The organism is Bradyrhizobium sp. GW821-FHT13H05 (genome assembly GCF_058804065.1).
The window spans coordinates 155733-182626 of the sequence record NZ_JBXAPO010000004.1 but is presented as its reverse complement, the minus strand read 5'-3'; the positions used below and the strand labels follow the sequence as shown (position 1 = coordinate 182626).

Genomic DNA, 26894 nt, shown 5'->3' with positions numbered 1-26894 from the left:
TTGTCCTACCCGGAAAAATCGGAAACAAGAGGGCGCAATTGACCAAGGACCGTCTCAAGGGCTGAGATCAGATGAGCACCGAAGAACTTCCCCCGCGCGAATCCATGGAATTCGACGTCGTCATCGTCGGCGCCGGCCCCTCGGGCCTGGCCGCGGCGATCCGGCTGAAGCAGCTCAACGCCGATCTCAACGTCGTCGTCGTGGAGAAGGGTTCCGAGGTCGGCGCGCACATTCTCTCCGGTGCCGTGATCGACCCGGCCGGGCTCGACAAGCTCATTCCGGACTGGCGCGAGGATTCCGACTGCCCGCTGAAGACGCAGGTCAAGGACGATCGCTTCTACTGGATGACCGCCGGCGGCGCGATCAAGCTGCCGGGCTTCATGATGCCGCCGCTGATGGACAACCATCATTGCTATATCGGCTCGCTCGGCAATGTCTGCCGCTGGCTGGCGCGCAAGGCCGAAGCGCTCGGCGTCGAGATCTATCCCGGCTTTGCAGCGGCTGAGGTGCTCTATGACGAGCACGGCGCAGTGAGGGGCATCGCCACCGGTGACATGGGCATCGGCAAGGACGGCAAGCCGAAGGACTCCTTTACCCGCGGCATGGAATTGCTCGGCAAGTACACGCTGTTCGCCGAAGGCGCGCGCGGCAGCCTGACCAAGCAGCTGATCGCGAAGTTCGCGCTGGATTCCAAGAGCGAGCCGGCGAAGTTCGGCATTGGCCTCAAGGAAGTCTGGCAGATCGATCCCGCCAAGCACCAGAAGGGCATGATCCAGCATTCGTTCGGCTGGCCGCTCGATCTGAAGACCGGCGGCGGTTCGTTCCTCTATCACTACGACGACAATCTCGTCGCCGTCGGCTTCGTCGTGCATTTGAACTACGACGATCCCTATCTGTCGCCGTTCGACGAGTTCCAGCGCTTCAAGACCCATCCCTCGATCCGCGGCACCTTTGAAGGCGCCAAGCGGCTTGCTTATGGCGCGCGCGCGATCACCGAGGGCGGCTACCAGTCGGTGCCGAAGCTCACCTTCCCCGGCGGCGCGCTGGTCGGCTGCGCGGCCGGCTTCGTCAACGTGCCCCGCATCAAGGGCGTGCACAATGCAATGGGCACCGGCATGCTTGCGGCTGAGCACGTCGCCGCCGCGCTCGCCGCCGATCGTGCCAATGACGAGATCGTCGATTACGAGAACGCGTGGCGCTCCTCGTCGGTCGGCAAGGATCTGTTCCTGGTCCGCAACGTCAAGCCGCTGTGGTCGAAGTTCGGCACCGTCCTCGGCGTAGCCCTCGGCGGCTTCGACATGTGGTGCAATACGCTGTTTGGTGGCTCGCTGTTCGGTACGCAGTCGCACGCCAAGCCCGATCGCTCGACGCTCGATCCGGCCAAGACCCACGCGCCGAAGAACTACCCGAAGCCGGATGGCAAGATCTCCTTCGACAAGCTGTCCTCGGTATTCCTGTCCAACACCAACCACGAGGAGGACCAGCCGGTCCATCTCCGGGTTGCCGACATGAACCTGCAGAAGGCGTCCGAGCATGACGTGTTCGCAGGACCCTCGAATCGCTATTGCCCGGCCGGCGTCTACGAGTGGGTCGAGGAAGGTTCGAGCCCGCGCTACCAGATCAACGCCCAGAACTGCGTCCACTGCAAAACCTGCGACGTGAAGGACCCCAACGGCAACATCACCTGGGTTCCCCCGGAGGGCGGTGGCGGCCCGAACTACGAGGCGATGTAAGAGCGCGGGTCAAATGCGAGCGACCGGGTCACAAAAGGTGATCTGGCGCACGTTCGCGTGAGAACCCCGTGCCACCTGCCGCGGCCACGATAAGGCCATAGTAGCGGGGTCTTGGGGCTCTCTTGGCCGATTTGGGGCGTGCGGAGGGGATCGCCCGGTCCGAATCCTTGCGGCGAGACGCCAAAAGCGGCATTGTCGGCCCGACGGTTCCGGGTCCCCATGCCACCGGCCGCGTTCGCATGCGATACGGCCTTCTGCTGCAAACCCAGGCACTACCAACCCAAGGCGAGCCCTGATGTTCTCAAATCGTTTCAACCGCTGGACTGTTGCCGCCATCGCCCTCATGGGCACAGCGATCGCGACGGTCCCCGGCAGGGTCCTGGCGCAGACGCCGGATCATCCGTCCGACACGGCGGCGCAGTTTCCGACCCGAAACGATCTGAAGTCGCTCACGACCTCCGGCAGCTATCTCGCCGCCCGCCACGCCAGCGTCGAGCGTGACGCCGCCTCGGCCGCCGCGTTCTACCGCTCGGCGCTCCGCACCGACCCCAAGAACAACGAGCTGCTCGACCGCGCCTTCATCTCCTCGGTCGCCGACGGCGACATCGACGAGGCGGTCAAGCTCGCCGAGCGCATCCTCACCATCGACAAGACCAATCGCGTCGCGCGGCTCGTCGTCGGCGTGCACGATCTCAAGATGAAGAAGTACGCGACCGCGCAGAGCAACATCAACCAGTCGATCCGCGGTCCGATCACCGATCTCGTCGCGACACTGCTGTCGGGCTGGGCCGCCTATGGCGCCGGCGATGCCAAGGGCGGTGTCGCCACCATCGACAAGCTGGCCGGTCCCGAATGGTATCCGCTGTTCAAGGACCTCCACGCCGGCATGATCCTCGAGCTCTCCGGCAAGGAGAAGGACGCCGGCACCCGCTTCGAGCGTGCCTACAAGCTCGACGATTCCATGCTGCGCGTCACCGAGGCCTATGCGCGCTGGCTGTCGCGTAACAAGGATGCGGCCGCGGCGACCACTGTCTATCAGGCTTTCGACAAGAAACTCGCCCGCCACCCGTTGATCGTGGAAGGTCTGCGCGACACCAAGGCCGGCAAGAAGCTGCCGCCGCTGGTCGATTCCGCGCAGGCTGGTGCTGCGGAAGCGCTCTACGGCATCGGCGCCACGCTGACCCGCCGCGGCGGCGAGGATCTGGCGCTGGTCTATCTCCAGCTCTCGCTCTACCTCCAGCCGACCCATCCGCTGGCGCTGCTCTCGCTCGCCGATCTCTATGAATCGGTGAAGCGGCCGCAGATGGCGATCAAGGTCTATGAGCGCGTGCCTGCCACATCGCCCCTGAAGCGCAATGCGCAGATCCAGCTCGCCATTGATCTCGACTCCGCCGACCGTACCGAAGACGCGATCAAGATCCTCAAGGGCGTCACCACTGACGATGCCAAGGATCTCGAAGCCATCATGGCGCTCGGCAATATCGAGCGTGGCCGCAAGAAGTTCGGCGACTGCGGCGCGACCTATTCGCGGGGTATCGACGTGCTGCCGGCCGGCAACGACAAGGCCAACAGCGTCTGGTATTATTATCGCGGCATCTGCGAGGAGCGCTCCAAGGAGTGGAGCAAGGCCGAAGCCGACATGAAGAAGGCGCTCGAGCTGCAGCCCGACCAGCCGCACGTCCTCAACTATCTCGGCTATTCCTGGATCGACCAGGGCGTGAACCTCGACGAAGGCATGAAGATGATCAAGCGTGCCGTCGAGCAGCGTCCCGACGACGGCTATATCGTCGACTCCCTCGGCTGGGCCTATTACCGCATCGGCAATTACGAGGAGGCGGTAAAGAACCTCGAGCGCGCGATCGACCTCAAGCCTGAGGATCCCACCATCAACGACCACCTTGGTGACGCCTATTGGCGCGTTGGCCGCACGCTGGAAGCCAAATTCCAGTGGGCGCACGCCCGCGATCTCAAGCCCGAGCCGGATGACCTTCCAAAGATCGAGGCCAAGATCGCCAACGGCATGGCGGACGATTCGAACTCTTCGGCCGCGCAGGCGGACAAGAAGAAGGACGACGGCAAGGGCGGCTGAGAGTGCGTTTGGGGGCTGATCGCCAATGTCGGCGTTGATTGAAGAGGGGCGCGCGAAGGTCAATTTGAGCCTTCGCGTCGTCGGCCGTCGTGCTGACGGTTATCATGATCTCGAAAGCGTGGTTGCGTTTGCCGACTGCGCCGATCGGCTCACGCTGGAGCCTGGCGGCGAGCTGAAGCTCACCGCGACAGGTCCTCTCGCTGCCGCATGCGGCGATACTGCCGACAATCTCGTGTTCAAGGCGGCCAAGCTGTTGGCTGAGGCCGTGCCGGGCCTGAAGCTTGGTGCCTTCGCTCTCGACAAGGTGCTCCCCGTTGCCGCCGGCATCGGCGGCGGCTCGGCGGATGCTGCGGCCGCGCTGCGGCTGCTGGCGCGCCTCAACAATCTCTCGCTCGATGATCCCCGCCTGCAGAAGGTCGCGCTCGCGACCGGCGCGGACGTGCCGGTGTGCCTGTTTTCGCGCGCCTGCGACATGACCGGCGTCGGCGAGCAGTTGTTGCCGCTGGCGCTGCCGAGCATGCCCTGCGTGATGGTCAATCCGCGCGTGCCTGTTGCCACCAAGGACGTGTTTAGGGAGCTCGGCCTGCGCAACGGCGAACTTCTGGTCGGCGCCACCTCTGTCCTCGAAGCTCCGGCCTGGCCGGAAGCGGGTGGATCGATTACCGATTGGGTCGAAGTCCTCGATAGCGTCCCAAACGATCTCGAAGCGCCTGCGCTGCGCATCGAGCCCGTGATCGGCGAGGTGCTGGAAGCCTTGCGCGACTCCGCCGGCGTCAAGCTCGCCCGCATGTCCGGCTCGGGCGCGACCTGCTTTGCGATCTACGGCGCGCCTGCCGAGGCCCATGCCGCCGCGGAGAGAATCCGGCGCGACCACTCCGGCTGGTGGGTGCATGCGGGGACGCTGAGCTAGGTATTTCCGCGGCGACGCTGCCGTAGCCTGGATGGAGCGCAGCGCAATCCGGGTTCTTGCGCGCGCAAGCGGCGGTCCCGGATTACGCTGCGCTCCATCCGGGCTACGATTCGGAGCTAACCGGTGCCGTCCTCGGCCAATCCCAAGAACCGCCGGATCTCACCCAACACCTCTTGCGGCTTGTCGTGCTGCAGCCAGTGTCCGGCCCCGGCGATGGTCTCGACGCGCGCCTGCGGGAAGTAGCGCTCCAGGCCCGCTCCCCTGGCGCCCGCCAGAAAGCTCTCGCCGGCGTTCAGCAGCAGTGTCGGACACGCAATGCGCGACCACAGCGCGACGTGGTCGTCCGGCCAGAGCCGGTGCGGCGCAGAGGCACGCTGATAGGGATCGAACTTCCAGCTATAGGTGCCGTCCTCGTTCTGTCGCGCGCCGTGCGTTGCAAGATGCAGTGCGAGGTCGCGGGACAGACGCTTGTTGTGAAGCACCATCTGCGCTGCGGCGTCCGCGAGGGTCGAATAGCGGCGCGGCGTGCGGTCGTGCAGTCTGTCGAGCTGGCTGACCCATTTGGCGATGCGCTCATGCGTCGGTGCTTTTGGGGTGTCCGGCAGCATGGTCACGCCGTCGAGGACGACGAGCTTCGTGACCTGCTCGGGGAACGATCCTGTAAAGATCAGGCTCACCATGCCGCCCATCGAATGGCCGATGAGCGTGATTTGAGGCGCCGCAATGCTGCGGACGAGCTGGGCGAGATCGTAGACATACTCGGTCAGCGCGTAGCTGCCGCCCTTGGTCCAGTCGGAATCGCCGTGGCCGCGCAGGTCGGGGGCGATCACGTGAAAATGCGGCCGCAGCGACCGGGCGATGACATCCCAGCTCCGGCAATGATCGCGGCCGCCGTGGACCAGGATGAGGGGTGGTGCACCCTCGTTGCCCCAATCGGCATAGTGCAGCCGAAGGCCGTGCGACTCATAGTGGCGACTTTGCGGGGCGCTATCCATTTGCCGGCCGCCGCGCCAGCGCGAGCGAGAGGCCGAGGCCCGCGATGAAGATGCCGGAGCCTTGGGTTAGACGCCGCATCAGATCCGGTCTTCCGATCAGCTGCGTGCGTGTCGCGGAGGCCATCAGCACCACGATGACATCGACGAGCGTGTTCAGCGTCACGGAGATCGAGCCGAGCACGATGAATTGCAGCGTGATGTTGGATCCCGCCGGGTCGAGAAACTGCGGAATGAAGGCAAGGAAGAACGCGGCGGTCTTCGGGTTCAGCCCCTCGACCAGCACGCCATCGCGAAAGGCGCGCTTGTCCCCGACGGGCTCGTTCTTCAGCGACAGCGCGCGGCCGGCGCCGCGAAACGTCTTGATGCCGAGCCATACCAGATAAAGCGCGCCGACGAATTTCACGGCGGCAAACAGTTCCGCGCTCGCCAGAATAATCGCGGAGATGCCGAGGCTGCCCGCGACGACGTGGACGAGGCCGCCCAGCGCCGTGCCCGCGGTCGATGCAAAGCCGCTCGCGCGGCCTTCCGACAGGGTCCGCGCCGCGACGTAGAAGATGCCGGGGCCGGGAACGGCGGCAATGAGACAAGCAGCGGCCAGGAACAGCCAGAAATTGGTTTCGGTCATCCTGCTTTGGTAGCGATGCGTGGGGCGATTGCAAGCCCTCGCGTCTAGCCCGCGTGGCGGAAGATCACGCTGGCATTCACTCCGCCGAAGCCGAAACCGTTGGAGATGGCGTGCCGCATCGGCATCGGCCGCGCGCTGCCTGCGACGATGTCGATGCCGTCAGCGCTCGCGTCGGGGTTTTCGAGATTGAGCGTCGGCGGCGCGACCTGGTCGCGCAAGGCGAGGATGGTGAAGATCGCCTCCAGGCCGCCGGCGGCGCCGAGCAGATGGCCGGTGGCCGATTTGGTCGCGCTCACGGCAATGCCGCGGCTGCGGCCGAACAGCGCGCCGATGGCGCCAAGCTCGCTCTCGTCGCCGGCCGGCGTCGATGTCGCATGCGCGTTCAGGTGCTGCAAATCAGTGGGCGCAAGGCCTGCCTGCCGCAGCGCGATCTCCATGGCGCGGCGGGCACCGTCGCCATCGGGCGGACCCGACGTCATGTGATAGGCATCCGCCGTCGTGCCGTAGCCGACGATCTCCGCGATCGGCGCCGCACCGCGCGCCAGCGCATGTTCGAGCTCCTCGATCACCAGAATGCCGGCGCCTTCGCCCATGACAAAGCCGTCGCGGTCACGATCGAACGGGCGCGAGGCCCGCGCAGGCTCGTCGTTGAAGGAGCTCGACAGCGCGCGTGCGGCAGCGAAACCACCGAGGCTGACGATATCGATGCAGGCTTCCGCGCCGCCACAGATTGCGACATCGGCTTCGCCGGCGCGGATCATGCGTGCGGCATCGCCGATCGCCTGGACGCTGGCGGCGCAGGCGGTGACCGGTGTTCCCAGCGGCCCCTTGTAGCCGTGTTTGATCGAGACGTGGCCGGCGGCGAGGTTGGCGAGGAACGAGGGGATTGTGAATGGCGAGAGCCGGCGCACGCCGCGCTGCTCGGTGATGCGTACCGCCTCTGCCATGGCCGGGAAGCCGCCGACGCCGGAGGCGATGATTGTCGCGGTCCGTTCCAGCGCGCTCGCGTCCTGCGGTGCCCATCCGGCTTGTGAGACCGCCTCTGCGGTGGCGAGCAGCGCGAAGAGAATGAAGCGGTCCATCTTGCGCTGGTCTTTTGGTGCGGCCGCCTGCGCAGGGTCGAAGCCGCCATCGGCGTCGTCGGCCTTGCCGGGCACGAGGCCGGCAAGGCGTGCGGGAAGCGCCTGCGACCATTCGGGCAGGGGACGCAGCCCGCTGTGGCCGGCGAGCAGCCGGCGCCACGAGAGTTCGACACCACAGGCGAGCGGCGACACCGCGCCCATTCCGGTCACGACGATACGACGCATGTCAGTCTCCAGCCGGCGCAACGGCCGGATTCATGGCCTTGAGAGAAGCAAGCCGCCGGCGCATCAAGCGGCTGGCGCCCGGCCCCGCGATGATGACCGCGTTGTCGAGCGTGATCGGCTGCATGTCGGCGGCATCGACCACGACCGGATCGAACGGACGGCAATCGGCGCGGCTCGCCAGCAGGATGGCTTCGCCCTTCGGCGCGAGATGCTTGTTGCCCCAGGCGAGCAGCGCCGCGACCACAGGGAAGAAATCCCGCGCCTTGTCCGTCAGCACATATTCGTAGCGCGGCGGCCGCTCGTGATAGCGGCGGCGGACGAACATGCCTGACGCGGTGAGATGGGCGAGCCGCCGCGACAGGATGTTCGGTGCGATGCCGAGATTTTGCGCGAACTCGTCAAACTTCGTCGCCCCCTGGAATGCATCCCGCAGGATCAAAATGCTCCACCACTCGCCGACCGTCTCCACGGCGCGGCCGACCGGGCATTCCTGGATGGAGGCGGATTTGGGCTGCATGGCAGGAAGCTAGGGTAGTGGCTTGCAAAATGCAAGTAACTAGGCGAGCAGAAGCATGCACGGGCGGATCGAACGGCGAAGCTGCTGCTGCGAATTGGGTTGCTGGTTGGCGAACAATGGCCGGGCGCCATACTCCGTCATGGCGAGCGCAGCGAAGCAATCCAGACTGTTTCCGCGGCGGGATTCTGGATTGCTTCGCCGCGCTCGCCATGACAATGCGGGGGCTGCGCGCACCTATTCATCGCCGTCACTCTGAGCTGCGAGCGCAGCGAGCCTCGAAGGGTGAGCGGCCCGGCTGCATCTCGGCCGTGCAACCTTCGAGGCTCGCTATGCGAGCGCCTCAGGATGACGGGACCAAGAGCGGAGCCGAAGCGATAGGCGTGTTGGAGCGATCGGCCCTAGTGCGACCGCGCCAGGCAGAATGCCACCACCTGCTCGAGCGCGCTCTTCATCGGCGAGGACGGGAACAGTGCCAGCGCGTCTACGGCCATGGCGCCGTAGTGGTGGGCGCGGCTGATTGTGTCTTCCAGCGCGCGATGCTTGTTCATCAACCCAATGGCGTGGTCGAGATCGGTGTCGCCGATCTCGCCGCGCTCCAGCGCGCGGATCCAGAAGGCGCGCTCGGTGTCGTTGCCGCGGCGGAAGGCGAGCACCACCGGCAGCGTGATCTTGCCCTCGCGGAAATCGTCGCCGGTGTTCTTGCCGAGCTTGGCGCTCTTGCCGCCATAGTCGAGCACGTCGTCGACGAGCTGGAAGGCGATGCCGAGATTCATGCCGACCGAGCGGCAGGCGGTCTGCTCCGCCTTCGGGCGGTTGGCAATCACGGGGCCGACCTCGCAGGCGGCTGCGAACAGTTCGGCGGTCTTGCCGCGGATCACGGCGAGATATTCGTCCTCGGTGGTGGCGGTGTTCTTGGCGGCGGCGAGCTGCATCACCTCGCCCTCGGCGATGGTGGCGGCGGCCGCGGAGAGGATGTCGAGCGCGCGCAGCGAGCCGACCTCGACCATCATGCGGAACGCCTGGCCCAGCAGGAAGTCGCCCACCAGCACGCTCGCCTCGTTGCCCCAGAGCATGCGCGCCGACAGCTTGCCGCGGCGCATCTCGCTCTCGTCGACGACGTCATCGTGGAGCAGGGTGGCGGTGTGCATGAACTCGACGGAGGCGGCGAGCTTGATGTGGCCGTCGCCGGTGTAGCCGGCGAGGTTGGCCATCGCGAGCGTCAGCATCGGCCGCAGCCGCTTGCCGCCGGAAGAGATCAGATGGTTGGCGACCTCCGGGATCATGGTCACATCAGAACCGGTCCGCGACAGGATCGTGGCGTTGACGCGCTCCATATCAGGAGCGACAAGGGCAACCAGCTCTTCGATCGACGCGCCGGGAGTTTCGAAAGGTACGATGACGGCCACGCCGGTCTCCAATATTTGCCCCGGAAGGGCTATTCTGATGGAAATACAATAGAAACTGGAGGCGAATGCGGCAAGGCCTGCGGAACCATTGACATTTGCCGCTTTAGGCCCTTCAGGCAGGAGACCTGCGTTTTGCGTGAACTGGTTCGGACCAACGATATGGTGCTGGTGTCGGCGATCGGCGCGCTGCTCGACGGCGCCAATATCCATCATCTGGTGCTGGACCAGAACATGAGCATCATCGAGGGCTCGCTCGGCATTCTGCCGCGGCGGATCCTGGTCCATGAAGACGACGCCCTCGAAGCCCGGCAGCTCCTGACCGAGGCGGGCCTCAGCCACGAACTGCGCGGCGATGATTGAGGCCGACTTCACCGAGGACGCCTTTCTCGGCGGCCAGTTGCTGCTGAAGCAGAAGCGATCCGGCCATCGCGCCGGGCACGATGCCATCCTGCTTGCGGCGGCGACGGAGGCGCGAGCGGGCGACTGCGTGGTCGATCTCGGCGCCGGCATCGGCACAGCCGGGCTGGCGCTGGCGCAGCGCGTGGCGGGGATCAGGCTCAGCCTGGTCGAGATCGATCCGGAACTGGCGGAGTTGGCGCGCGCCAATGCGGCGGCGAACGCGATTGCCGCTGACGCAATCGTGCTCGACGTCACGGCGGATGCGCAGGCGTTTGCGGCACATGGGCTCGTGCCTGACAGTGTCGACGTGGTGCTGATGAATCCGCCCTTCAACGATGCCGCCCGCCATCGCGGCTCGCCGGATCAGGCTCGCCAGAGCGCGCATGTGGCGACCGAGGAGACGCTGCATGCGTGGGTGCATGCAGCGCGGCGTATCCTCCGATCGAATGCCGCGCTGACATTGATCTGGCGCGCAGATGGTATCGCCGAGGTTTTGGCAGCGCTGTCACGCGGCTTCGGCAGCCTTGTGGTCCTGCCGGTTCATGGTGAAGCGGGACGGCCCGCGATCCGCGTGCTGGTGCGCGCGATCAAAGGCGGCAGGGCTCCGACGCGATTGCTGCCGGGGCTCATGCTCAACGAGGAGTCACGCGTGCCTAAAAAAGAGGTGAGGGATATTCTGGAGGGGAGGGCGGCGTTGCCGCTGATGGAGCCGTGACGGCTTACTGCGGAAGCGATTCCGTCTGCTGGTCTTGCGGGGACGTAAAGCGAATCGCCGTGAAAAGCGCACCGATCAGCAGCATCAGCAGATAGATCTTCATGGCGTTTCCTCCGCTGCTTCATTGCAGCTTCCCAACGAGGAATCTGCAAAACACGTTCCAGGCACTTCCAATGACAGTCGCGTGATAAGAAATGGTTAATCAGGGGTAACGGCATGGCCGAACAATTGAACGATCGTGAGAGTTCCGGCCTGGCCGACAAGCTCATGCAATATCTGCCGGCACGCTTCCGCCCCGGCACGGCTGTCGTGCCGGTGGTGCGGCTGTCCGGCGTGATCGGTGCGGTGACGCCGCTGCGCCCGGGCATGTCGCTCGCGGGCGTCGCGCGGGTGCTGGAGCGTGCCTTCTCGATGCGGAACGCCAAGGCGGTGGCGCTGGTGATCAATTCGCCCGGCGGCTCGCCGGTGCAGTCGCGCCAGATCTATCTGCGCATCAAGCAGCTCGCGGCCGAGAAGAAGCTGCCGGTGCTGGTGTTCGTCGAGGACGTCGCGGCCTCCGGCGGCTACATGATCGCCTGCGCCGGCGACGAGATCTTCTGCGATCCGTCCTCGATCCTGGGCTCGATCGGCGTGGTCGGTGGCAGCTTCGGTTTCCAGGAGGCGATCAAGCGGCTCGGCATCGAGCGGCGCCTCTACACCGCCGGCGCGCACAAGGCGATGCTCGATCCGTTCCTGCCCGAAAACCCCGATGACGTCGCCAAGCTGAAAGCACTCCAGCGCGAGATCCACCAGATCTTCATTTCGCTGGTGAAGGAGAGCCGCGGCGCGCGGCTGAAGGGCGCCGACGACACGCTGTTCACGGGAGAATATTGGGCCGGCGAGAGCTCGGTCGCGCTGGGGCTCGCCGACAGCATCGGCGATCTCCGCTCAACTCTTCGTGCCCGTTATGGCGAGAAGGTTCTCACCCCCGTGATTGCCCAACCGACCGGCCTCCTGTCCGGCCTTTTGGGGCGGAAATCGCCCGGCGCGGGGCAGCTTTCGGCCATGGAATCAATGGCCGGCCTGCCGGACGAGCTGATCTCGGCGGTGGAGACGCGGGCGATTTGGGCAAAATTCGGGTTCTAGGCGACGCCCTCCCGCGCCATTTGGTCCGGCCCGAGCCAATTGCGGCGCGGCCCGGTCTGCGCAAGAATATGCGTGGGGGCTGAGCAATAGACGAGGATCGACAGATGCCGCCGTTCGTCGCTTTCGCGGGCGTCCTGGGCGGGCTTGCCGTGGTCCGCTGGGCCTACAAGACCGCTGTCCGGATCAACCAGGAGCTGGAGGAGATGCGCCTCTCACGCGTCGCCGAAGCCGCCCATATGGGGGATATCCAGACGTTGAAGCGTGACCCCGTGACCGGGGCTTACCGGCCGGGTTAGCTCTCTCCGCGAGCAAGGTGCGCTACCTCTCCCGCAAGCGGGAGAGGTAAGAAGCGGCCCCCTTTGCCTTGATTCCCACCCCCGCCGTCGATACGGTCCCGCGCGATTCAAAACCCCCGCGAGAGCCTGATCTGACGATGGACGCCTCATTGCCCGCCCATATGCGCCCGGAACGCTCGTTCCAGGGTTTTATCCTCGCGCTCCAGCGGTTCTGGGCCGAGCAGGGCTGCGTGATCCTGCAGCCCTACGACATGGAGATGGGCGCGGGGACCTTCCATCCGGCGACCACCTTGCGCGCGCTCGGTCCGAAGCCCTGGAACGCCGCCTATGTGCAGCCCTCGCGCCGGCCCAAGGACGGCCGCTACGGCGAGAATCCGAACCGGATGCAGCACTACTACCAGTTCCAGGTGATCATGAAGCCGTCGCCGCCGAACCTTCAGGAGCTGTACCTGAAGTCGCTCGCCGCGATCGGCATCGATTCCGCCGTGCACGACATCCGCTTCGTCGAGGACGACTGGGAGAGCCCGACGCTGGGCGCCTGGGGCCTGGGGTGGGAGTGCTGGTGCGACGGCATGGAAGTCAGCCAGTTCACCTACTTCCAGCAGGTCGCGGGCTTCGAATGCGCGCCGGTCGCGGGCGAGCTCACCTATGGGCTCGAGCGCCTCGCGATGTATGTGCAGGGCGTCGACCGCGTCTACGATCTCAATTTCAACGGCCGCGACGGCGACGCCAAGGTCACCTATGGCGACGTCTTCCTCCAGGCCGAGCGGGAATATTCGAAGCACAATTTCGAAGTCGCCGACACCGCGATGCTGTTCGAGCAGTTCAAGATGGCGGAAGGCGCGTGCAGAAAGTATCTGGAAGCAGGCTGGAAGGACGGCAAGCGCGAGGCGCATCTGATGGCGCTGCCAGCTTATGACCAGTGCATCAAGGCAAGCCACGTCTTCAATTTGCTCGACGCGCGCGGGGTGATCTCCGTGACGGAGCGGCAGAGCTATATTCTTCGTGTTCGCGAACTTGCAAAAGCCTGCGGCGAGGCCTGGATCCATACTGAAGCGGGCGGAGCGGCCTGATGCCCGATCTTTTGCTTGAACTGTTCTCGGAAGAAATCCCCGCGCGCATGCAGGCCAAGGCGGCTGACGACCTGCGCCGCATGGTCACCGACAAGCTCGTCGCCGAAGGCCTCGTCTATGAGGGCGCCAAGGCGTTCTCGACGCCGCGCCGCCTCGCGCTCACCGTGCACGGCATCCCTGCGCGCCAGCCTGATCTGAAGACCGAACGCCGCGGGCCGAAAATGGGCGCGCCCGACGCGGCCGTGCAGGGTTTTCTGAAAGCCACAGGTCTGACGTCGCTGGATGAGGCCAAGATCCAGCGCGATCCCAAGGGCGACTTCTACATCGCGCTGATCGAGAAGCCCGGCCGCGACGCGATCGACGTGCTTGCCGAGATTCTGCCGGTGATCATCCGCACCTTCCCCTGGCCGAAATCGATGCGCTGGGGCGCGCGCTCCGGAAAACCGGGCTCGCTGAGCTGGGTGCGTCCGCTGCACGCGATCACTGCGACGTTCGGGCCCGAGACGGAAGAGCCCGATGTCGTGAAGTTCGAGGTCGACGGCATCGCGACCGGCCAGACCACCTACGGCCACCGCTTCATGGCGCCAGCTGCGATCAACGTGCGCCGCTTCGAGGACTATGAGGCGAAGCTGAAGGCCGCAAAAGTCATCCTCGATCCGCAGGCGCGCAAGGACATCATCTTCGCCGACGCCAAGGAATTGACGTTTGCGCAAGGCTTTGAGCTGGTCGAGGACCAGGTGCTGCTGGATGAGGTCTCGGGCCTCGTCGAATGGCCTGTCGTCATGATGGGATCGTTCGAAGCGGAATATCTCGCGATCCCCGAAGAGGTGATCCGCGCCACCATCCGCAACAACCAGAAGTGTTTTGTGGTCAGGGATGCCAAGACCGGCAAGCTGACCAACAAGTTCGTCCTCACCGCCAATATCGAGGCGACCGACGGCGGCAAGGTCATCGTCGCGGGCAACGAGCGCGTGATCCGTCCGCGCCTGTCGGATGCGAAGTTCTTCTATGAGACGGACCTGAAGACCAAGCTGGAAGACCGTCTGCCGAAGTTCGATCAGATCGTGTTTCACGAGAAGCTCGGGACGCAGGCGGAGCGCATCAAGCGTATCGAGCGCTTGGCGGCTGAGATCGCGCCGCTTGTTGGTGCTGACGTCGCCAAGGCGACGCGCGCTGCGCATCTGGCAAAGGCGGATTTGCTGACCGAAGTGGTCGGTGAATTCCCTGAAGTGCAGGGTCTGATGGGCAAGTACTACGCGCTGGCGCAGGGCGAGGATGCCTCCGTCGCCGCGGCCTGCGAGGAGCACTATAAGCCGCAGGGGCCTACGGATCGTGTGCCGACCGATCCCGTCAGCGTTGCGGTCGCGCTTGCAGATAAGCTCGACACGCTCGTCGGCTTCTGGGCCATCGACGAGAAGCCGACGGGCAGCAAGGATCCTTACGCGTTGCGCCGCGCCGCGCTGGGCGTGATCAGAATTCTGTTGGAGCAGAGTGATCGTATTTCCCTGACGCCGATTTTCCAGGATGCGATCGCGCTTCATATCATGCGCGGTAGTGACGTTGCGTTCGAGAACATTGTTCGAGTTGTTCGTAATCCGACCCCCAATCCGACGTTCCTCCGAAAAGGCGGACCGATCGCGGGCGACAACCTTGTCTCACTGGTCGGTGATTTGCTCGCCTTCTTCGCCGACCGCCTGAAAGTCCAACTTCGCGAGCAGGGCGCGCGTCACGATCTCGTCGATGCCGTGCTCGCGCTTGGCGGGCAGGACGATCTCCTGATGATCGTCCGACGCGTCGAGGCGCTTGGCAAGTTCCTCGAATCCGACGACGGCAAGAACCTGCTGGCCGGCATCAAGCGCGCGAGCAATATCCTTGGCATCGAGGAGAAAAAGGACAAGCGCACCTTCGACGGCGCGCCGGATGCGGCGCTCTACGGCCTCGGTGAGGAGAAGGCGCTGGCCAAGGCGATCGGCGAGGTGCAAGCGGAAGCAAGTGCTGCGGTCGCCAAGGAAGACTTTGCCGCCGCGATGAGTGCGATGGCGAAGCTGCGTCCGCCGGTCGATGCGTTCTTCGAAAAAGTCCGCGTCAACGACGATGATCCGAAGGTGCGCGAGAACCGGTTGAAGCTGCTGAACGAGATCCGCAGCGCCACGCGCGCGGTGGCGGATTTCTCGAAGATCCAGGATTGAGTGTGCCCCGGACGCTGCGCAGCGCGCCGCGTCTTCGCGGCGTGATGCGCTGCAGAGCCGGGGCCCATGCTGGCCGCGTGCTCGGAGCTTCTGGGTCCCGGGTCTGCGCTTCGCTTGCCCGGGACACGAGAGAAAAAAGCCCCGCCCGGCGGGGGGAGACCGGGCGGGGCCTGATGTCCGACTACGCGATGCGCGTCAGCCTGATTTGACGCGCCGGACATCGAGTCGTGCAGAGCGTTTTCGAGCGACGTGGAGACCGGTTCGTGCAAGGCAAACGCATCCGGACCAGAGTCTAATCCATCACCTCGACGATGCGGCGCGAGCGCGGCTCGACCAGCACGGTCTCGCCGTTCACGACGGTGTAGCGATAGGTGGTGGCGCCGAAACGTTGCGGCACGTCATAATAGGTGACGCCGCTCTCGGGTAAGGTGGCTCCAACCACCACGCGGTCCGGAATGCGGAAGGCCGGCACACGTTGTTCGACGACATAGTCACGAAAGGCGGGTCGTTGTTCGACCTCAATGGTCGGGCCGCTGTCGACCACGACGGGTGCACGTCCCACCGTAATACCTGTCTGCGCCTGTGCCGCGATCGGCGCACCGAGCGCGGCGCCAAGCGTTGCGAGAGCGAGAATCCTGTTCCGCATGGACAACTCCTTCGACATGATTCAGCCGGCGCCAGTGGCGCGACCGGTTGCCAATGCTGCGACGCGCATGATGTTCCGGAAAATGCCCTGCCGCATTCGCGGCATTTTCGGGCAGTTTTCGCGAAGCCGGGAACTCGCACGACCCCCAGTGCGTCTCTACCCGCGGAACCGGGTCCGCTATGATCCGCCCGCGATTCGCCTCACCTCCACGGAAAGATAGTTCATGCACATCACTGTCGCCCACATTTCGCCGATCCTGTCGCTGATTGCGGGCGTGCTCATTTTGATCATGCCGCGCCTTCTCAACCTGATCGTTGCGATCTTTCTCATCGTAAATGGTGCGATCGGGCTCGGATTGTTGAAGTGGCTCCATCTCTAGGCCTTCATTTTCCGGAACTCTTCGACTTGCGCGACCCTGCCCAAAGTGGTGTAAGGCGCGCGATTTCCCTTTCCTCTCGCAGGTTGTGTGCAAGCTATGGCCAAAGCCGCCTCGAAGCCCAATAAAACTCCAGCGAAATCAAAGTCCTCCGGCAAGGCGACCGCCGCGCCGGCGGCCCGCAAGGCACTTGCCAAGAGCGCCCCGAAGCCGGTCGCCAAACCCGCTGCAAAGGCGGCGGCGAAGCCCGCAGCCAAGCCGGCTGCGAAGGCTGTGACCAAGCCGGTTGCTCCGAAGGTCGCTGCGAAGAAGCCGGCCCCCGCCAAGGCGGCGCCAGCCGCGGCGAAGGCCGGCAAATGGGTGTTCACATTCGGCGACGGCAAGGCCGAGGGCCGCTCCGAGATGCGCGACCTGCTCGGCGGCAAGGGCGCCAATCTCGCCGAGATGGCCAATCTCGGCCTTCCCGTGCCTCCTGGCTTCACCATCCCGACCTCGGTCTGCACCTACTTCTACGCACACGACAAGTCCTACCCGAAGGAATTGCAGTCGCAGGTTGAGAAGGCGCTGGACCATGTCGGCAAGTTGACCGGGAAGATCTTCGGCGACACCAAGAACCCGCTGCTGGTGTCCGTGCGCTCCGGCGCGCGTGCCTCGATGCCGGGCATGATGGACACCGTGCTGAATCTTGGCCTCAACGACGAGACCGTGGAAGCGCTGTCGGAATTGTCGGGCGACCGCCGCTTCGCCTATGACAGCTATCGCCGCTTCATCACCATGTATTCGGACGTGGTGCTCGGCTTCGAGCATCATCACTTCGAGGAAATCCTCGACACCTTCAAGGACAGCCAGGGCTACACGCTCGATACGGACCTCACGGCCGAGGACTGGGTCGACCTGGTCGGCAAGTACAAGGATGCAGTCGCGCGCGAGACGGGGAAGGATTTTCCGCAGGATCCGCACGACCAGCTCTGGGGCGCGATTGGTGCTGTGTTTTCCTCCTGGATGAATGCGCGCGCGGTGACCTATCGCAAGCTGCACGATATCCCCGAGTCCTGGGGCACCGCGGTCAACGTGCAGGCCATGGTGTTCGGCAACATGGGCGAGACGTCGGCCACCGGCGTTGCCTTCACGCGCAATCCCTCGACCGGCGAGAGCAAGCTCTACGGCGAGTTCCTGATCAACGCGCAAGGTGAAGACGTGGTGGCGGGCATCCGCACGCCGCAGGACATCACCGAGGACGCGCGGAAAGAGTCGGGCTCCGACAAGGCGTCGATGGAAGCGGCGATGCCGGAGGCCTTCAAGGAGCTGACGCGGATCTACACGCTGCTCGAGAAACACTACCGCGACATGCAGGACATGGAGTTCACGGTCGAGCAGGGCAAGCTGTGGATGCTCCAGACCCGCGGCGGCAAGCGTACCGCCAAGGCGGCGCTGCGCATCGCGGTCGAGCTCGCCAATGAGGGCCTGATCACCAAGAAGGAAGCGGTGACGCGGATCGATCCCGCTTCGCTCGATCAGCTGCTGCATCCGGCCATCGATCCCGGCGCCAAGCGCGACGTGATCGCGACCGGCCTGCCGGCATCCCCGGGTGCTGCCTCCGGCGAGATCGTGTTCTCCTCGGATGAAGCGGCCAAGCTTCAGGCCGACGGGCGCAAGGTGATCCTGGTGCGCATCGAGACCAGCCCGGAAGATATCCACGGCATGCACGCCGCCGAAGGCATTTTGACCACCCGCGGCGGCATGACCTCGCATGCGGCGGTGGTCGCGCGCGGCATGGGCAAGCCCTGCGTCTCCGGCTGCGGCACTATCCGTGTCGACTACGGCCGCGGCACCATGAGCATCGGCTCGCGCACCTTCAAGACCGGCGACGTCATCACCATTGACGGCTCGCTCGGCCAGGTGCTGGCCGGCCGCATGCCGATGATCGAGCCGGAGCTCTCCGGCGAGTTCGGCACGCTCATGACCTGGGCTGACCAGGTCCGCAAGATCGGCGTTCGCGTCAATGGCGATACGCCGGAAGACGCGCGCACCGCGATCAAGTTCGGCGCGGAAGGCATTGGCCTGTGCCGCACCGAGCACATGTTCTTCGAGGAGACGCGCATCCGCACGGTGCGCGAGATGATCCTCTCCGAGGACGAGCAGTCGCGCCGCGCGGCGCTGGCAAAACTGCTGCCGATGCAACGTGCCGACTTCGTCGAGCTGTTCGAGATCATGAAGGGCCTGCCCGTCACGATCCGCCTGCTGGACCCGCCGCTGCACGAGTTCCTGCCGCACACCCACGCCGAGGTCGAGGAAGTGGCGCGCGCCATGAACACCGATCCGCGGCGTCTGGCCGATCGTGCGCGCGAGCTCTCGGAATTCAATCCGATGCTCGGCTTCCGCGGCTGCCGTATCGCGATCGCCTATCCCGAGATCGCCGAGATGCAGGCGCGCGCGATCTTCGAGGCCGCGGTCGAGGCCGAGAAGCGCACCGGCAAGGCCGTCGGCCTCGAGGTGATGGTGCCGCTGATCGCGACCAAGATGGAGCTCGACCTCGTCAAGGCGCGTATCGACGCCACCGCGAAGGCGGTAATGCGCGACAGCAATACCAAGATCGCGTACCAGGTCGGCACCATGATCGAGCTGCCGCGCGCTTGCCTGCTCGCGGCGGAGATCGCGGAGAGCGCCGAGTTCTTCTCCTTCGGCACCAACGATCTGACGCAGACGACTTACGGCATCAGCCGCGACGACGCCGCGAGCTTCCTCGGGACCTACGTGTCCAAGGGCATCCTCCCGATCGATCCCTTCGTGGCGCTCGACCAGGAGGGCGTCGGCGAGCTCGTCAAGATCGGCGTCGCGCGCGGCCGCAAGACGCGTCCGAAGCTCAAGGTCGGTATCTGCGGTGAGCACGGCGGCGATCCCGCCTCCGTCGCCTTCTGCCACAACATCGGCCTCGACTACGTCTCCTGCTCGCCCTACCGCGTGCCGATCGCCCGCCTTGCGGCGGCGCAGGCCGCGCTTGGCAAGGCGATCGCGAGCCAGGCGTAAGACGTATTGAAAGAGTGAGTTCGAGAGAGGCGGGGCCAAACCCCGCCTCTTTCATTTTGCCACCGCTCTCTCCACGCCGTCATTGCGAGCGCAGCGAAGCAATCCAGACTGCCGCCGCGGAAAGATTCTGGATTGCTTCGCTGCGCTCGCAATGACGAGATTGTTGCACGCGCATGCCGCACGCTCGCTGTCATCGCCCGCGAAGGCGGGCGATCCAGTACTCCGAGACAGTGCGAGGATACGGAGAGGCCGCGGCGTACTGGATGCCCCGCTTTCGCGGAGCATGACAGCCGTTGTTGTCGAAGCTCTTCTTGCAACACCGGGAACTCATCGCGCGTCCCGTAATGATACGTGCGCGCAAGAGTTCCTTCACCATTCGCGTTGACCAGATGTTTACCGCTTCACGTCAGCGGACGTTTACCACGCGTGCAATTGCCCCGTGAAAACACCTGTGTTTGCTTGAGTGTGCCGCGCGCGCAACGGCGATTAACGCCCCGGCAACCTAAATTAGATACTCACGATAAAGATCGAATTGCACGGATGTACTGCGGCTTGATCCTTCTAGAGTAAGCGTAGCGTGAGCGTGTTGATGTCAGTGTTGCGTAACCATCCGAAGGGCGCGCGGTTCGCGTCCTTCGGCATCGGTCTCTGCATCTTCGCATTGATGCCGAGAGAGACCGGCTATCAGGACATTGCCTCTTTGCTGGCGCGCCAACCCGGCGTCGCCGAGCGCTGGCAGAAGCAGGTGTTTTCTGCCGCGTCCTCGATCCAGCTCGCCACTTACAGTTTTTCCCGCCCGATCGGCACGTCGGTTCCGCAGAGCGCGATGGTTCGCCTCGCAAGCATCGATGGCCGCGACGTCACCGGCGCGATCAGCCGCAATCCGGCGCTCCAGGCGCCGCCGCGCTACCAGGCCGCAGATTTTCCCAAGGTCGATCGCTCCATGAAGGGTGATCGTCTCGCAGCCGTTGCGCCCACGCAGGTGCCCGAGACGGCCGCTCCGGCCGCCGTGCCTGCGCAGGAAGATCCCGCGAAGTCGAACAGTTCGGTGTTCGGCGCCAAGACCGTCGCCCTGCCGCAAGCGATGTCGCCGGAGTCCGCAGCTGCGCTCGACCCGGAGCTCGCAGAAGCACTACGCGCGCCGCCTTTGCCGCAATATGCCAATCCGCCAAAGGCCAGCGACCTTGCGCGCTCGTTTGCGGTGCAGCCGCTGGAAGCGCTGAAGCGGGCCACTGCGCCGGCCGCGCCGCGCGATCCCTTCAGCGTCAAGACCTCGAACCTGTTCTTCGGGAGCTCCTCGCTCGGCGGCAATGTCGAAAGCATCGAGAGCTGGCAGCCCGGCGCCGAGCCGCTGATCGTGATGCCCGATCCCGACATGAAGGTGACGGCTTCGCTGTCGCCGCCGACGGAGGAGATCGCCAAGGACATCGAGAGCGGCGAGAGCGTCGCGCCGAAGGGCGAGGTCAACGCCGACAACCAGCGCGCCAAATCGCCGGCCGAGCGGCTCGCGCTCGACGACAAGTCGCGCGCGAAGTCGGAGAAGTGTCTCGCCGAGGCCGTCTATTTCGAATCCCGTGGCGAGGCCGTGCGTGGCCAGATGGCGGTCGCGCAAGTCGTGATGAACCGCGTGTTCTCCGGCAAATACCCCGATACGGTGTGCGGCGTAGTGTACCAGAACAAGTACCGTCACCTCGCCTGCCAGTTCACCTTCGCCTGTGACAACAATCCCGACGTGATCCGCGAGCCAGAGATGTGGGAACGCGCGAAGAAGATCTCGAAGGCGATGCTCGACGGCCAGATCTGGCTGCCCGAGGTCGGCAAGTCCACGCACTATCACGCCTACTGGGTGCGGCCGTCTTGGGTCGCCGAGATGAAGAAGCTGTACAAGACCGGCGTCCACACCTTCTACCGCCCGCGCAATTGGGGCGACGGCAGCGAGGAACCGAGCTGGGGCACCCCGGCCCAGACGGCGGCGCTTTCGGCCGAGCTCGCGCAGGAAGCCAAGAGCTCCGCCGAGATGGGTGTGAGCGAGCGGCGCTGAGATGGTTTGCGGCTGTCGCCGCAAGCGCAACTGCGCTCCCTCGCCCCGCTTGCGGGGAGAGGGTTGGGGTGAGGGGGACTCTCCACGAGGACGGTGAGAGCTGACCTCGCGGAGACTCCCCCTCACCCGGAATCCGCGCTTTCAGCGCGAATTCCGGCCTCTCCCCGCACGCGGGGAGAGGCGAAGAGATCACGCCTCGATATCCAGTGCGCAATCGAAGTTCGGCGCCGAATGTGTCAGCGCGCCGGCCGACGCATAGTCCACGCCGGTCGCCGCGATCGCGGCGATCGAGTCCAGCGTGACGCCGCCGGACGCCTCCAGCTCGAGGCGGCCCTCATTGAGCCTGACAGCCTCGCGCAGCGTCGCAAAATCCATGTTGTCGAGCAGGACGGCGTCAGCCATTCCCGTGTCCAGCACCGCGCGCAGCTGTGCCAGCGTATCGACCTCGATCTCGATTTTGACGAGATGGCCGGCATGCGCCCGGGCGCGCTCCAGCACCGCACCGATGCCGCCGGCGACCGCGATGTGGTTGTCCTTGATCAGGATCGCGTCGTCGAGCCCGAAGCGGTGGTTGAAGCCGCCGCCGCAGCGCACCGCGTATTTCTCCAGAGCCCGCAATCCCGGCGTCGTCTTTCGCGTGCAGCAGATGCGCATCCTGGTGCCCTCGGTGCGCGCGACGTAGTCGGCCGTCAGCGTCGCAACGCCCGACAGGCGGCCGACGAAGTTGAGCGCGGTCCGCTCCGCCGTGAGGATGGCGCGCGCGGGACCCGAGATCGTCAGCACATGCTGTCCGCGGGCGACGCGCGCGGCGTCGCGGACATGCGCGCGTACCTCGATGTCGGGTGAGAGTTTTTGCAGCGTCGCCAGCGCCAGCGGCAGGCCGGCGATCACGCCGGACTGGCGCGCGACGAGGATCGCCTGTGCTTTGGTCGCTTCCGGGATCGTCGCGAGCGAGGTGATGTCGCCGGCGCGGCCGAGATCCTCGTCGAGCGCGCGATGCACGGCCTCGTCGATCGCGAGCGGCGAGAGGAAAGCGTCGGGATAGAGCAGAGAGGTCGGGATGATCATGATAAACTCCGTCAGGCGATCATAGGTTGCGCGGTGCGCGGCATAGGACGTTCGGTGAGGTTTTCTGCGACCTCGCGCGCTGCGGCGAGCGTGGTCATCGTTCGCTGCGCCAGCGCGGCGACGTCCGCCGGATGATCGATGCGGAAATGCGCGCCGCGGCTCTCGCGCCGGCTCCAGGCGGAAGTGGCGACGAGCAGGGCCGAAATCGCCATGTTGCGAACAGCCGCGCTGGTGGCTTCGTGTTCGAGCGCGGCAAAGCTGCGCACGGCCTCTGCAAGCCCGTCAGCGTCGCGGATGACGCCGACATGTGCACTCATCGTCGCGCGCAAACGCTTCGCACCGGCGGCGTCCGGTGTGCCGTCGGGTCGCGTCACCAGCGCATCGGGAAGGCGTGCAGGCGAAAGGATGGCGCGGCCGGCGATGTCGTCGGCGATGCGCGCGGCGTAGACGACCGCCTCTAGCAGCGAATTCGAGGCGAGGCGGTTGGCACCGTGCGCGCCGGTGGACGACACCTCGCCGCCGGCCCAGAGCCCGTCGATCGAGCTGCGACCGCGTTCATCCACCGCGATGCCGCCCATGTGGTAGTGCGCGGCCGGCGCGATCGGGATCGCCTGCGTCGCGGGACCGATGCCGGCGGCGATGCAGCTTGCATGCACGGTCGGGAATTTGTCGGCAAAGCGCGCGCCGAGCGCCTGCCGCGCATCGAGGAAGGCACCGCGCCCGGCCGCGATCTCCGCGAACACGCCGCGGGCGACGATGTCGCGCGGCGCGAGCTCGGCGAGCGGATGGAGCGCCAGCATGAAACGTTCGCCGCGGCCGTTGATCAGCGTGGCGCCTTCGCCGCGCAGTGCCTCCGTTGCCAGCGGTGCCGGATCGCGGCCGACCATGATGGCGGTGGGATGGAACTGCACGAATTCAGGATCGGCGATGATAGCGCCGGCGCGGGCCGCGATTGCAAGGCCGGAGCCGCTGGCTTCAAGCGGGTTGGTGGTGACGCCATAGAGATGGCCGAGGCCGCCGGTCGCGAGCACGATCGCGCGTGAGGCGAGCAGGACAGGCCGGGCGGCGGCATTGCCGGCCTCCCGCAATTGAAGGCCGGTGACGGCGCCGTCGTCCGTCAACAGGGCTTCGGCAACAAAGCCTTCGATCAGCCGGATCGATGGCGTGCGGCGCACCGCCTCGCTCAAGGCCGCGATGATCGCCGCGCCCGCGCCGTCGCCGCGCACGTGCACGATGCGCCGCGCCGAATGCGCGGCTTCACGCCCCACTGCGAGTCGGCCTTCGAGATCGCGATCGAACGGGACGCCATAGGCGAGAAGGTCATGAATGCGTGGCGCGGCCTCGCGCGCGATGCCGAGTGCGACTGCCTCGTCGACGAGGCCGCCGCCGACCGCAATGGTATCGGCAGCATGCGCTTCCGGCGTATCGCCTTCGGCCACCGCCGCGGCGATGCCGCCTTGCGCCCATGCGGACGATGCGCCCTGTCCGAGCGGTGCGGCCGAGATCAGCGTCACCGGCCGCGGCGCGAGCTTGAGCGCGCAAAAGAGTCCGGCAAGGCCGCCGCCGACGATGACGACGTCATCGGTGTTGCGGGTGAGATTGTGGATGTTGTCCTGCATGTTCTGCTCTCAATTCTTCAGATTGATCATCCGTTCGACCGATCGTCGCGCGCGCATCGCGAGCGCTGGATCGATCGTGACTTCCTCGCGCAGCGTCAGCAGGCTCTCCAGGATGTTGGCGAGCGTGATGCGCTTCATGTGCGGGCAGAGATTGCAGGGGCGCAGCATCTCGACGTCGGGCAGCTCGGCGCGCACATTGTCGGCCATCGAGCATTCTGTGATCATCACCAGCCGCCGCGGTCGCTTTTCGCGGACCCAGTTGATCATGTGCGCGGTCGAGCCGGTGAAGTCGGCTTCCGCCAGCACGTCAGGCGGACATTCGGGATGGGCGATGATCTGCACGGTCGGATCGGCCTCGCGAAGCGCGCGCAGCTCTTCGCCTTTGAATCGCTCGTGCACCTCGCAGGCGCCCTTCCAGGCTATGATCTTCACGTCGGTCTTCGAGGCCACGTAGGTGGCGAGATAACGGTCGGGCAGGAAGATCACGGTCGGCGCGTTCAGGCTCTCGACCACCTGCACCACGTTCGAGGACGTGCAGCAGATGTCGACCTCGGCCTTCACTTCCGCGGATGTGTTGACATAGGCGACGACAGGCACGCCGGGAAATTTTTCGCGGAGCAGGCGGACGTCCGCACCCGTGATGCTGGCGGCGAGCGAGCAGCCGGCGCGCGAGTCCGGAATGAGCACCGTCTTGTCCGGATTGAGCAGCTTTGACGTCTCCGCCATGAAATGCACGCCGCACTGGACGATGATGCCGGCCTTCACCTTGGTCGCCTCGACCGCGAGCTGGAGCGAGTCGCCGCCGATGTCGGCGACGCAGTGGAAGATCTCCGGCGCCTGGTAATTGTGCGCGAGGATCACCGCGCCGCGGGCCTGCTTCAGCTCGTTGATCGCCTTGATGGTCGGCGCCATCAGCGGCCATTCGATCGGCGGGATGACGTGCTTGACGCGCTCATAGAGCGGCGCGGTCGCGCGTTCGACCTCCGGTGTCCATTCCAGCGAGGGCATTGGTAGCGCAGGCCCGGTTCGCGCTGGCGCGGCACGGGGCGAGGCGGGGAGGTGGCCCTGCGGCCGGTCTGTAAAGTCGTCGGGGCCGTAAATTCCAGTGATCGGCATCGAAGCCTCCCGTGTATGCTAATTATACTCTATATGAGTATATATGGAGCCCGAGAAATCCGGCCGAGTGGGCCGGTGCAGTTTCGTTAGCGTTCACATATACTCAAACTGAGTAAATCGAAGATAACACGCCGCGAGGGAGCCCGCTAGGCCCACCCGCACACATTCCCGTTAAGAGGCCTATCGCGCGTCAGGCGGGGCCGCCGGGAAAACGCAATGCTCCCGCCACAGCCCTTCGTGGAACGCAATCATTTTTGACTTGGGATTTTCATGCATCTGCATTAAACGCCTGACTCGCGGTGACCTATTCCGGCCCCGCCAACGACAGTTGAGGAAGCGCATGTCGACACAAGCAAGCGAGCTCGGTCGTTCCTCCTCCTGGCGCACGCCAGCGATCATCATTCTCTGCGGCTGTGCCATCGGCATGCTCGGCTTCGGCCCGCGCTCGGCGCTGGGCTTCTTCGTGCAGCCGATGAGCCACGAATATTCCTGGGGCCGCGACGTGTTCGGCCTTGCGATTGCCTTTCAGAATTTGCTGTGGGGATTGGGCCAGCCGGTCGCCGGCGCAGTCGCCGATCGCTTCGGCTTGTTCCGTGTGATGTGCGTCGGCGCGCTGCTCTATGCCGGCGGCCTGCTTCTGATGCGCTACTCGTCGACGCCGCTGTCGCTGAACATCGGCGCCGGCGTGATGGTCGGCTTCGGCCTCGCGGGGTGCTCGTTCAACCTGGTGCTGTCGGCCTTCACAAAGCTGTTGCCGGCCGAGAAGCGCGGCCTGGCGCTCGGCGCCGGCACGGCAGCGGGCTCGTTCGGCCAATTCCTGTTCGCGCCGATCGGTGTGGCGCTGATCGACAATTTCGGCTGGCAGCAGGCGCTCACCGTATTCGGCTTCCTGATGCTGCTGATCATTCCGCTGTCGCTGGCGCTCTCCACGCCGCCGGTTGACAGCTCTGCGAGCAGGGCGCCCGCGGACGACCAGACCTTTACCAAGGCGCTTGCCGAAGCTTTCGGCCATCGCTCCTACGTGCTGCTGGTGCTCGGCTTCTTCACCTGCGGCTTCCAGCTCGCCTTCATCACGGTTCACTTGCCGGCCTTCCTGGTCGACAGCGGCATCTCGGCACAGACAGGCGGTTGGGTGATCGCGGCGATCGGCCTGTTCAACATCATCGGTTCGCTCAGCGTCGGTTATCTCCAGAATAGCTTGCCCAAGCGCTACATCCTCTCCGTCATCTATTTCACGCGCGCGCTTGCGACGCTTGCCTTCATCTCGTTCCCGATCACGCCGTTCTCGGCGATCGCATTCGGCGCGATCTCCGGCCTGACCTGGCTGTCGACGGTGCCGCCGACCTCGGCTCTGGTGGCGCTGATGTTCGGCACGCGCTGGCTTGCCACGCTCTATGGCTTTGCCTTCGTCAGCCATCAGGTCGGCGGCTTCCTCGGCGTCTGGCTCGGCGGCATCGTGTTCGAAAAATTCGGTTCCTACACGCCGATCTGGTGGCTCTCGATCCTGTTCGGCGTGCTCTCCGCGCTGATCAATCTTCCGATCGTGGAGAAACCGGTCCAGCGAGCGGTTGCGCAGCCTGCCTGATCGGCTAAACATCCCGTCAAACAAGTCAGGGAGTGCA

General features: G+C 65.3%; 22 protein-coding genes. 13 read left to right on the top strand and 9 right to left on the bottom strand.

The annotated features are described in order from the left end of the window. The first annotated feature begins 71 nt into the window (after positions 1–71). From AC1RR3_RS14185 to AC1RR3_RS14175, 3 genes are all read left to right on the top strand, one after another. Entirely contained in the window at positions 72–1733 is a 1662-nt protein-coding gene (locus AC1RR3_RS14185; RefSeq protein ID WP_492823516.1) for an electron transfer flavoprotein-ubiquinone oxidoreductase, read from the top strand. Between the two features lie 295 nt (positions 1734–2028). Beyond that, entirely contained in the window at positions 2029–3822 is a 1794-nt protein-coding gene (locus AC1RR3_RS14180; RefSeq protein ID WP_492823514.1) for a tetratricopeptide repeat protein, read from the top strand. A gap of 25 nt (positions 3823–3847) precedes the next feature. Further along, the gene (locus AC1RR3_RS14175; protein ID WP_492823512.1) at positions 3848–4732 is read left to right on the top strand and encodes a 4-(cytidine 5'-diphospho)-2-C-methyl-D-erythritol kinase; all 885 of its coding nucleotides are present in this window, start codon (positions 3848–3850) and stop codon (positions 4730–4732) included. A gap of 116 nt (positions 4733–4848) precedes the next feature. On the opposite strand, the gene AC1RR3_RS14170 is transcribed toward AC1RR3_RS14175, so the two are convergent. The 5 genes from AC1RR3_RS14170 to AC1RR3_RS14150 form a co-directional block, all read right to left on the bottom strand. Then, entirely contained in the window at positions 4849–5727 is an 879-nt protein-coding gene (locus tag AC1RR3_RS14170) for an alpha/beta fold hydrolase (RefSeq protein ID WP_492823510.1), read from the bottom strand. Beyond that, positions 5720–6352 carry a LysE family translocator gene (locus tag AC1RR3_RS14165; RefSeq protein ID WP_492823508.1) on the bottom strand — a complete coding sequence of 211 codons (633 nt, stop codon included), beginning with the start codon at positions 6350–6352 and terminating at the stop codon, positions 5720–5722. The genes AC1RR3_RS14170 and AC1RR3_RS14165 overlap by 8 nt, the downstream gene beginning before the upstream one ends. 44 nt (positions 6353–6396) lie before the next feature. Then, entirely contained in the window at positions 6397–7659 is a 1263-nt protein-coding gene (fabF, locus tag AC1RR3_RS14160) for a beta-ketoacyl-ACP synthase II (protein WP_492823507.1), read from the bottom strand. Position 7660: 1 nt separating this feature from the next. Then, entirely contained in the window at positions 7661–8176 is a 516-nt protein-coding gene (locus tag AC1RR3_RS14155) for a winged helix-turn-helix transcriptional regulator (RefSeq protein WP_492823505.1), read from the bottom strand. Between the two features lie 398 nt (positions 8177–8574). Continuing rightward, complete coding sequence (locus AC1RR3_RS14150; protein ID WP_492823503.1) at positions 8575–9582, bottom strand: polyprenyl synthetase family protein; 1008 nt, start codon at positions 9580–9582, stop codon at positions 8575–8577. A gap of 132 nt (positions 9583–9714) precedes the next feature. Here AC1RR3_RS14150 and AC1RR3_RS14145 point away from each other — a divergent pair, with 132 nt between their 5' ends. From AC1RR3_RS14145 to glyS, 6 genes are all read left to right on the top strand, one after another. Next, the gene (locus AC1RR3_RS14145) at positions 9715–9942 is read left to right on the top strand and encodes a putative signal transducing protein (protein WP_080135683.1); all 228 of its coding nucleotides are present in this window, start codon (positions 9715–9717) and stop codon (positions 9940–9942) included. Further along, positions 9935–10696 (top strand): tRNA1(Val) (adenine(37)-N6)-methyltransferase, encoded by a 762-nt coding sequence (locus tag AC1RR3_RS14140; RefSeq protein ID WP_492823500.1) that lies wholly within the window; start codon positions 9935–9937, stop codon positions 10694–10696. The genes AC1RR3_RS14145 and AC1RR3_RS14140 overlap by 8 nt, the downstream gene beginning before the upstream one ends. Before the next feature lie 216 nt (positions 10697–10912). Further along, entirely contained in the window at positions 10913–11821 is a 909-nt protein-coding gene (locus AC1RR3_RS14135; RefSeq protein WP_492823498.1) for a S49 family peptidase, read from the top strand. 104 nt (positions 11822–11925) lie between these two features. After that, the gene (locus AC1RR3_RS14130) at positions 11926–12117 is read left to right on the top strand and encodes a hypothetical protein (protein WP_027558178.1); all 192 of its coding nucleotides are present in this window, start codon (positions 11926–11928) and stop codon (positions 12115–12117) included. A gap of 137 nt (positions 12118–12254) precedes the next feature. Beyond that, positions 12255–13190: a glycine--tRNA ligase subunit alpha gene (locus AC1RR3_RS14125; protein ID WP_008131461.1), complete on the top strand. Its 936-nt coding sequence runs from the start codon at positions 12255–12257 to the stop codon at positions 13188–13190. After that, positions 13190–15379: a glycine--tRNA ligase subunit beta gene (glyS, locus tag AC1RR3_RS14120; RefSeq protein ID WP_492823495.1), complete on the top strand. Its 2190-nt coding sequence runs from the start codon at positions 13190–13192 to the stop codon at positions 15377–15379. Before AC1RR3_RS14125 ends, glyS begins: the two co-directional genes overlap by 1 nt. Before the next feature lie 292 nt (positions 15380–15671). Here glyS and AC1RR3_RS14115 read toward each other — a convergent pair whose 3' ends face one another. Beyond that, positions 15672–16025 carry a DUF1236 domain-containing protein gene (locus tag AC1RR3_RS14115; protein WP_492823493.1) on the bottom strand — a complete coding sequence of 118 codons (354 nt, stop codon included), beginning with the start codon at positions 16023–16025 and terminating at the stop codon, positions 15672–15674. 223 nt (positions 16026–16248) lie between these two features. Between AC1RR3_RS14115 and AC1RR3_RS14110 the strand changes: the two genes are divergently transcribed. The 3 genes from AC1RR3_RS14110 (at position 16249) to AC1RR3_RS14100 (ending at position 21469) form a co-directional block, all read left to right on the top strand. Then, positions 16249–16404, top strand: coding sequence for a DUF3096 domain-containing protein (locus AC1RR3_RS14110; RefSeq protein ID WP_018648785.1), 156 nt, complete (start codon positions 16249–16251; stop codon positions 16402–16404). A 96-nt stretch (positions 16405–16500) separates the two neighbouring features. After that, positions 16501–19428: a pyruvate, phosphate dikinase gene (gene ppdK / locus AC1RR3_RS14105; RefSeq protein ID WP_492823490.1), complete on the top strand. Its 2928-nt coding sequence runs from the start codon at positions 16501–16503 to the stop codon at positions 19426–19428. A gap of 589 nt (positions 19429–20017) precedes the next feature. After that, positions 20018–21469: a cell wall hydrolase gene (locus AC1RR3_RS14100; RefSeq protein WP_492823488.1), complete on the top strand. Its 1452-nt coding sequence runs from the start codon at positions 20018–20020 to the stop codon at positions 21467–21469. 189 nt (positions 21470–21658) lie between these two features. On the opposite strand, the gene nadC is transcribed toward AC1RR3_RS14100, so the two are convergent. From nadC to nadA, 3 genes are read right to left on the bottom strand one after another with little or no spacing between them, the layout of a single operon-like run. After that, the gene (nadC, locus tag AC1RR3_RS14095) at positions 21659–22537 is read right to left on the bottom strand and encodes a carboxylating nicotinate-nucleotide diphosphorylase (protein ID WP_492823486.1); all 879 of its coding nucleotides are present in this window, start codon (positions 22535–22537) and stop codon (positions 21659–21661) included. Positions 22538–22548: 11 nt separating this feature from the next. Next, positions 22549–24156: an L-aspartate oxidase gene (locus AC1RR3_RS14090; RefSeq protein WP_492823484.1), complete on the bottom strand. Its 1608-nt coding sequence runs from the start codon at positions 24154–24156 to the stop codon at positions 22549–22551. Between the two features lie 9 nt (positions 24157–24165). Next, positions 24166–25272 carry a quinolinate synthase NadA gene (nadA, locus tag AC1RR3_RS14085; RefSeq protein ID WP_492823482.1) on the bottom strand — a complete coding sequence of 369 codons (1107 nt, stop codon included), beginning with the start codon at positions 25270–25272 and terminating at the stop codon, positions 24166–24168. A gap of 340 nt (positions 25273–25612) precedes the next feature. Between nadA and AC1RR3_RS14080 the strand changes: the two genes are divergently transcribed. Then, on the top strand, positions 25613–26857 hold the full coding sequence (locus tag AC1RR3_RS14080) for an MFS transporter (protein WP_492823480.1): 1245 nt from the start codon (positions 25613–25615) through the stop codon (positions 26855–26857). The last annotated feature ends 37 nt before the right edge of the window (positions 26858–26894 follow it).